This window comes from uncultured Aquincola sp., from assembly GCF_964001545.1.
GTDB lineage: Bacteria > Pseudomonadota > Gammaproteobacteria > Burkholderiales > Burkholderiaceae_C > Aquincola.
Map to the genome: position 1 here is coordinate 1 of NZ_CAXFDV010000644.1, position 7793 is coordinate 7793.

5 protein-coding genes and 1 pseudogene are annotated in these 7793 nt (G+C 70.6%); 3 read left to right on the forward strand and 3 right to left on the reverse strand.

The features are described from left to right. Positions 1-1836, forward strand: a 1836-nt coding sequence (locus ABNT58_RS22395; protein ID WP_348755616.1) for a methyl-accepting chemotaxis protein, incomplete at its 5' end; no start/stop codon positions are given. Positions 1837-1955: 119 nt separating this feature from the next. Then, the gene (locus ABNT58_RS22400) at positions 1956-2786 is read left to right on the forward strand and encodes an SGNH/GDSL hydrolase family protein (RefSeq protein ID WP_348755617.1); all 831 of its coding nucleotides are present in this window, start codon (positions 1956-1958) and stop codon (positions 2784-2786) included. 88 nt (positions 2787-2874) lie between these two features. Here the strand turns inward: ABNT58_RS22400 and opgC are convergent. Together opgC and ABNT58_RS22410 are read right to left on the reverse strand one after the other, a co-directional pair. After that, a pseudogene (opgC, locus tag ABNT58_RS22405) lies at positions 2875-4017 on the reverse strand (OpgC domain-containing protein); the annotation flags it as partial. Positions 4018-4120: 103 nt separating this feature from the next. Further along, positions 4121-5221, reverse strand: a complete 1101-nt coding sequence (locus tag ABNT58_RS22410) for a helix-turn-helix transcriptional regulator (protein ID WP_348755618.1) — start codon at positions 5219-5221, stop codon at positions 4121-4123. A gap of 156 nt (positions 5222-5377) precedes the next feature. Between ABNT58_RS22410 and ABNT58_RS22415 the strand changes: the two genes are divergently transcribed. Beyond that, on the forward strand, positions 5378-7408 hold the full coding sequence (locus ABNT58_RS22415; RefSeq protein WP_348755619.1) for a glycoside hydrolase family 3 N-terminal domain-containing protein: 2031 nt from the start codon (positions 5378-5380) through the stop codon (positions 7406-7408). A 7-nt stretch (positions 7409-7415) separates the two neighbouring features. Here the strand turns inward: ABNT58_RS22415 and ABNT58_RS22420 are convergent. Further along, positions 7416-7793, reverse strand: a 378-nt coding sequence (locus ABNT58_RS22420) for a methyl-accepting chemotaxis protein (protein ID WP_348755620.1), incomplete at its 5' end; no start/stop codon positions are given.

A 7793-nucleotide genomic window follows, 5' to 3' on the forward strand; every position in this document is an offset into this window, starting at 1 on the left:
GGGCGCCGACCCGCCGCACCCGCTGTCGCCATGTTCGCCACCATCCGCCTGCGCCTGATCGGCACCAGCCTGCTGATCGTCATTGCCGCCATTGCCGTGGTGGGACTCATCAGCTATCGATTCACCCGCGCCTCGCTGCTGGAAGACCTCAACGGGCAGCTCAGCCGCGTTGGCGCTTCCGAGGCTGCCAAGCTGGGTGATTGGGTGGCCGCCAACAAGCGCCTGGTGGTGGCGCTGGCCCCGGCTGCGGCCCAGGCCGACCCCAACCCCGCGCTGCAGCAGGCGCTCACCGCCGGTGAGCTGGAGCTGGCCTACGTGGGCCATGCCGACAAACGCATGATTTCGGTGCCCGCACGCCAGCGTGCGGCCGACTACGACCCCACCGCACGGCCTTGGTACAAGCTGGCCGAAGCCGGCGACAAGCCGGTGATCACCGCCCCCTACATCGCCGCTTCGTCCAAGAAGCTGGTCGTCACCTTTGCGCAGGCCGTGCGCGAGGCCGGCCGTGTGATGGCGGTGGTGGGCACCGACGTGACGGTGGACAACGTGGTGGCTGGCCTGGCCACCATCCATCCCACGCCCAGCGGCTATGTGTTCCTGCTCGACAAGGAGGGCCGCATCCTGGCCCACCCCGACCGGCAGCGCATCCTCAAGCCGGCCACCGACCTGTCGGCCGAACTGACCCCCGCGCTGCTGCAAGGCGTGCAGGCCGGCGAACGGCCGCCCGCGCCGGTGCGCATGGGCGATGGCGACTTTCTGGTCAAGAGCGCCGCGGTGCCCGGCACCGACTGGGTGCTGGTGACCGCAGCGCAGCGTGGCGAGGCGCTGGCCCCGCTGCAAGCGCTGCTGTGGAGCCTGGGCGCCGCGCTGGTGCTGGTGGCCGCTGCGGCCGCCACGCTGACCACGGTGTCCATCAACGCCTTGCTGGGCGGCCTGCGCCGCGTGCAGGAAGCCATGCGCCAGATCGGCTCGGGCGACGGCGATCTGACGCAGCGGCTGCCGGTCAAGGGCCGCGACGAGATCGATGCGATCGCGCTGGCCTTCAACGACTTCGTGCACAACATCGAACAGGTGATGCGCGACGTGCGCGGCAGCGCCGAGGCGATTGCCCATGCCTCGCAGGAAATCTCGGTGGGCGTGCACGACCTCAGTGGTCGCACCGAGCAGACGGCCAGCAATCTGCAGCAGACCGCTTCTTCGATGGAGCAGATGACCGAGCTGGTGCGCCGCAGCGAGCAGCAGGCCGTGGCCGGCACCCAGGTGGCCGAAGACTCCGCGTCGCTGGCCGACCGTGGCGGCGCCGTGGTCGACCAGGTGGTGGCCACGATGGACGGCATCAAGGACAGCTCGGCCCGCATCGCGGACATCATCGGCACCATCGACGGCATCGCCTTCCAGACCAACATCCTGGCGCTCAATGCCGCGGTCGAAGCGGCCCGCGCCGGCGATCAGGGCAAGGGCTTTGCGGTGGTGGCCGGCGAGGTGCGGCAGCTGGCGCGGCGCAGCGCCGAGGCGGCGCGCGAAATCAAGACGCTGATCCACGACAGCGTGGAACGGGTGGACCAGGGCGGGCGGCTGGTGGGCGAAGCCGGCGAATCGATGAAGGCCATTCTGGCCAGCGCACGCCGCGTTAGCGGCATCGTGGGCGAGATCACTCAGAGCACCGACCAGCAAAGCCGCGGCATCGGCGAGATCAATGCCGCGGTGGCCGACGTGGATCGCATGACGCAGCAGAATGCGGCCCTGGTCGAAGAGTCCGCCGCCGCGGCCACCAGCCTGCAGGAGCAGGCCCGTCACTTGGCGCAGGTCATCGGCCGCTTCCGCGTGCGCGACTGACCGGCCCCCGGGCGGCGGTGCGCTGCCGCGGTGCCAAATGCAACAGCCGGCTACCGGGTGGAACCGGTGGCCGCCGCGGTAGTCTCTCGGGGCTGTCGTTGTCTAGGAGTGCCGCCCCCATGCGCAAGACGTCCCTGCTGCTCACAGCCCTGGGTCTGGGCCTGTCCGCCTTTGCTGTTCAGGTGAGGGCGCAGTCGGCCACCGCCGCCGGTTCGCCCAGCACGCGCGGTGCCCCCGTCAGCGCGCCGGTGGATGCGCGCTGGAAGAGCAGCTTCGACGCCTTTGCCGCCGAGGACAAGCTGCATGCGCCCGAGCCGGGCGGCGTGCTCTTCGTGGGCAGCTCGTCGATCCGCCTGTGGAACGGGCTGGAAGAAGCCTTTGGCGCGCCCGGCCAGGCCGTGACCAAGCGCGGCTTCGGCGGCTCACGCATGCTGGACTGCGCGCAGTACGTGCAGGACCTGGTGCTGCCCTACAAGCCGCGCCTGGTGGTGGTGTACGCCGGCGACAACGACCTGGCCGAAGGCCGCACGCCCCAGCAGGTGTTGCAAAGCTTCACGCAGTTCACCGAGACGGTGCGCCAGGCCCTGCCAGACACCCGCATCGCCTACCTGTCGATCAAGCCCAGCCCGCTGCGTGCGTCGCTGGTGCCCGCGGTGCGGGAGACCAACAGCCTGATCGCCGCTTATGCCCAGGCCACGCCCAACCTCGACTTCATCGACATCTTCAGCCCGATGCTCACGGCCGACGGTCAGCCGCGCAGCGAGCTGTTCTCGGCCGATTCACTGCACATGAACGCCGAGGGCTACGCCTTGTGGCGCAGCGTCATCAGCCCGCATCTGCGGCCGGCCGGGGTGCAGCAGGCTGTGCTGCAGGCCCCAGCGCAGCCCGCCGCGACGACGACGTCGGCTCCGCAGGCGCTGAAGACGCTGGTGTCGACGTCGGGCCGCTGACGCCGCGCGGCGCCGGCTTCGGCTTGCGCTGCATGCGCTGGCGCAGCGCGGCCCGCTTGGCAGCGGTGCGGCGGTCCAGCTCACCGCTGATCCAGGCCACCAGGTACAGCGCCGGGAAGCTCACCACCACGATGGCCAGGTCGACCCAGTAGGGCCGCTGCGGCTGCACGTCGCCGGCCAGGGCCAGTGCCAGCAGCGCCAGCACCAGGTGGGCGCAGAACACCGGCAACGAGGCGCGGCCCAGCGTTTCCAGCACCGGCAGGCGCGGCAGGTGGCGCCGCAGCCAGGGCGCGAAGTGCATGGTCAGCAGCAGCAGCGCCATGAAGTTGATCAGGCGCAACGGGCCCAGGTGCCACTTGTCGAACAGCGGCTGCAGCGTGCCGTGGCCCGGGAACGGGTTCTGGCCGATCACATGCCGCCAGACAAAGCCCACCAACGCCACCGCGATGGCGGTGTGCACCATCCAGCGCGGAAACACCGTGGGCGGCGCATCCGGCCGCTCGGCCTGCATCGAGCCCATCCACAGCCCCAGCACCCACAGGAACTGCCAGGCCCAGATTTCGAACGAGCCGGTCTGGCGGTAGGGCACCGGGATGGGCGCCACGCTGGTCACCGCGTTGTACACCGCCTCGCCCAGGTCGAACTGCGCCAGCAGCCAGGCCAGCAGGCTCAGGCCCAGGATGCCGCCCCAGCCGCGGTGCAGGCCGTGCAGCAGCAGCAGCGGGCTCACCAGCATGAACACGATGTAGATGGGCAGGATGTCCAGCAGCGGCGGCGAGTAGATCAGCAGCAGGCCGCTGAACAGCGCCGCCAGCGGGCGGTCAAGGTAAAAGCCGATCAGGTTGATGATGGCTTCCTGCCCGATCAGCAGGCCCATCAGGGCCACCACCGTCATCAGGAAGATCAGCAAGGCGATCTGACAGGCGTAGATCTTCAGCGCCCGCTTGAAGAAGGCCCCGCGCATGGCGTCGGCGCCATCACGCCGTTCGCGTGCGGTGTACACCATGCCCGCCATGAAGGCCGACAGCATCACGAAGCCTTCGGCCGCCGAGACGAAGCCGAAGGGCTGCCCGGTCGGGTTGGACAGGCGCGTGGGCAGGTGGGTGAGCGTCATCAGCACGAGCATCAGCCCGCGCACCGCGTCCAGCTCCCAGAGGCGCTTGGCGCCGGGGCTGGCTGGGGCGTTCGCAGTGGCACTGACACCGGCTTGAGCCACGCGCGTCTCCATCATCGGTTCTTGAGGTGCGCCGATTCTGGTCAGCCACCCTGCGCCCCGATGTAGGACAACAGCGGCTCAGCCTATGGGACCGGCGGCCAAGCTGTGCCCGGATGTGTCAGGCCGCCTGCTGCAGCCCCCGGCGGCGCACGGAAGGCGCCACGCCGTAGCGCCGCCGGTGGTAGCGGCTGAAGGCGCTGGCCGACTGGAAGCCGGTGCGCCAGGCCACTTCCAGCAGGCTGAGGTCCTGGCGCGGCAGCAGCTCGGCCAGGCGCCGCGCGCGCAGGCGTTCCACCAGGTCGGCAAAGGGCAGACCGGCACTGGCCAGGTGGCGCCGCAGTGTCCAGCGCGAACAGCCCAGCGCCTGCGCCACCGCCCGGTGCAGGGCCTGCAGCGGCTCGTCGTCGCCTGCCACGTCGTCGGCCGATGCAGGGTCTGCGCCGCTGGCGTCCCACAGGCTGCACAGCACCGCTTCGGCGCGCGACAGCAGATCGTCGGCCACCGGCTGGCCGGCCAGCGCCTGCAGGCGGCTGTGCAGCAGCTGGCGGCTGCGCTCGGCCAGCCAGGCGTTGTGCGGCACCAGTGCTGCGCGCAGCGCCGGGCCGCGAACGATCAGGCGGTGCGCCGCCACTTCGCTGCCCGCGTGCACCGGCATCTGCAGCCGGTGCTGCCAGGCCAGGCGCACCCGGCTGTAGCCGGTGCCGGCCAGCTCGGCGCGCAGCTGCAGGCCGCGCGGGCCGGCGGCGGCTCCATGCTCACGCAGCATCTCGCGCACGATGGCGAAGTTGGCCAGCACGCTGTGCAGCGCACCTGCGCCTTCGCAATCGGGTCGGTAGGTCAGCACCAGGCAATCGTCGCGGGACTGCAGCGTCACGCTGTCGGTGCTGCCCACCAGCGGCCGGAACTGCAGCCAGTCTTCCAGCGCGCGGGCGGCATCGGCCTGGTTGAACCACAGCGCCGCCTGCTCCGGCCAATGCCAGTACAGGCTGTCGCGGTCCACGGCCGAGAGGTCGGCCGGCGCCGGCGCCAGCAGCCTCATCAAGGCCCGCACCCGTTCGTGGCGCTGGCTGCCCAGTCGCAGGCCGGGTTGCGCCAGCTCATGCGGGCTGATGCCGGTGCGGCGATGGAATTCGTCGGCGGGCAGGCCTTGGTGCTGCAAGGCATCGCACATCACGCGCGCCAGCGTCATCGATACCGAGGGCGGGGGGCTGCTGAACATGAGCGCAGGATTAACGAAAGCCGACATTCGTTCATCCCGTGTTAACCCTCAAGCGCCGCTGCCTGCTCCCGCAGGTCAAGTGGCTGCCCCCGCCGGCACAACGGCCCGGCGGCCCGGCTTGCAGCATGCGCGGCCCCACAACGCAGGAGACAAGACATGCTGCAACACACCGCCGGCCCGCGCCGGCCTTCGACCCCCTCGCCCCGCCGCCGCGCCGTGCTGCCACCTGGCGGCTGGCTGCTGCTGGCCATCGCGCCCTGGCTGGGCGCCTGTGGCAGCGGCGACGACCGGCCGGCCCAGGCCACGCTGGGCCGCGACAGCCTGCCGCTGATCAGCCAGGACGGCTACCAGTTCAAGGACTTCAACCGCAACGGCACGCTGGAGCCCTTCGAGGACTGGCGCCGCAGCCCCGAGGCGCGCGCGGCCGACCTGGTGGGCCGCATGAACCTGGCCGAAAAGGCCGGCGCGATGATGCACGGCACTCTGGTGCTGGACGCCGCAGGCACCGCCATCGACCTGGCGGCCACCGGCCCGCTGGTCACGCAGCGAGGCGTCAACACCTTCATCACCCGCATGAGCGCCGACGCCGCCACGCTGGCCACCCAGCACAACCAGCTGCAGGCGCTGGCCGAAACCACGCGGCTGGCCATTCCGGTGTCCATCAGCAGTGATCCGCGCAACCACTTCCAGTACACCGTGGGCCAGAGCGTGTCGGGCGGCGGCTTCACCCAGTGGCCCGAGACCCTGGGCCTGGCCGCCATCGACGATGCCGACCTGACCCGCCGCTTCGGCGACATCGCCCGCCAGGAGTACCGCGCGGTGGGCCTGCATGTGGCCTTGTCGCCGATGGCCGACCTGGCCACCGAGCCGCGCTGGGGCCGCATCTTCGGCACCTTCGGTGAAGACCGGGCGCAGGTCAGCCGCCAGGTGCAGGCCTATGTGCAGGGCTTTCAGGGCCGCAGCGACGGCCTGGCGGCCGAGGGCGTGGTGGCGGTGGTCAAGCACTGGGGCGGCTACGGCGCCGCCAAGGACGGCTGGGACAGCCACAACCCCTACGGCAAGCTGATGACCTTTCCGGGCGCCAACCTGGCCGAGCACCTCAAAGCCTTCGACGGCGCCTTCGCGGCCGGCGTGGGTTCGTTGATGCCGACCTACTCGATGCCCGAAGGCACGGTGACGGTGGACGGCGTGACGCTGGAGAACGTGGGCGGCGGCTACAACAAGCCGCTGCTGACCGAGCTGCTGCGCAACCGCCGCGGCTTCGACGGCGTGATCGTCAGCGACTGGGGCATCACCTCCGACTGCACAGGGCCCTGCCTGACCGGCGCGCCGGCCGGCGTGTCGCCGTTCGCGTTCTTCTCGTCCTTCGGCACCTCCTGGGGCGTGGAGGGCTTGAGCCGGCGTGCCCGCTTCGTGAAGGCGGTGGACGCGGGCATGGACCAGTTCGGCGGCACCGAAGACAGCGATTTCCTGGTGCAGGCGGTGCAGGCCGGCGAGCTGACCGAAGCACGGCTGGACACCTCGGTGCGCCGCATCCTGCGGCAGAAGTTCCGCCAGGGCCTGTTCGAGAACCCGTATGTTGAGGCGCAGGCCGCCGCCACGCTGGTGGCTACGCCCGCCCACCATGCCGATGCGCTGGAGGCGCAGCGCCGCTCGCAGGTGCTGCTGCAAAACCGCAACCAGCGGCTGCCGCTGGCGGCCAGCGTGCGCAAGGTCTGGCTGTACGGCATCAATGCCGACGTGGCGCGCAGCTATGGCTACACCGTGGTGGCCACGCCGGCTGAAGCAGACGTGGCCCTGGTGCGCACCGCCACGCCCAGCGAGCTGCTGCACCCGGGCTACATCTTCGGGTTGCTGCAGCATGAAGGCACGCTGGCCTTTGCCGATGGCCAGGCCGACTACGAAGCCATCAAGGCCGCGGCCGCGGTGGTGCCCACGGTGGTCACGGTGTACATGGACCGGCCGGCCGTGCTCACCGCGCTGGTGGACAAGGTCGATGCGCTGCTGGCCAATTTCGGCGTCAGCGACGCGGCGCTGTTCGACGTGCTCACCGGCCGCGCCAGCCCGCGCGGCAAGCTGCCGGTGGAGCTGCCGCGCTCGATGGAAGCGGTGGCCGCGCAGAAGTCAGACCTGCCGCACGACTCGGCGCAGCCGCTGTTCCCGTACGGCCACGGGCTGGGGTACTGAACCCCGCTCAGTGCAGCGCCGGCTCGGTGCGGAAGGTGTTCATCAGCGCCGTCAGCCGCTGGGCCTGTTCCTTCAGGCTTTGCGCGGCGGCGGCTGATTGCTCCACCAGCGCGGCGTTCTGCTGCGTCATCTGATCGAGCTGGTGGACCGACTGGCCGATCTGCCCGATGCCCTGGCTTTGTTCGGCGGAGGCGGCGGTGATCTCGCCGATGATGTCGGTCACGCGCTGCACGCTGGCCACGATCTCGCCCATCGTGCTGCCGGCATCACGCACCAGGCGCGAGCCGGTTTCCACCCGTTCGACGCTGGCGCCGATCAGGGTCTTGATCTCCTTGGCGGCCTCGGCGCTGCGCTGGGCCAGGCTGCGCACCTCGCCGGCCACCAC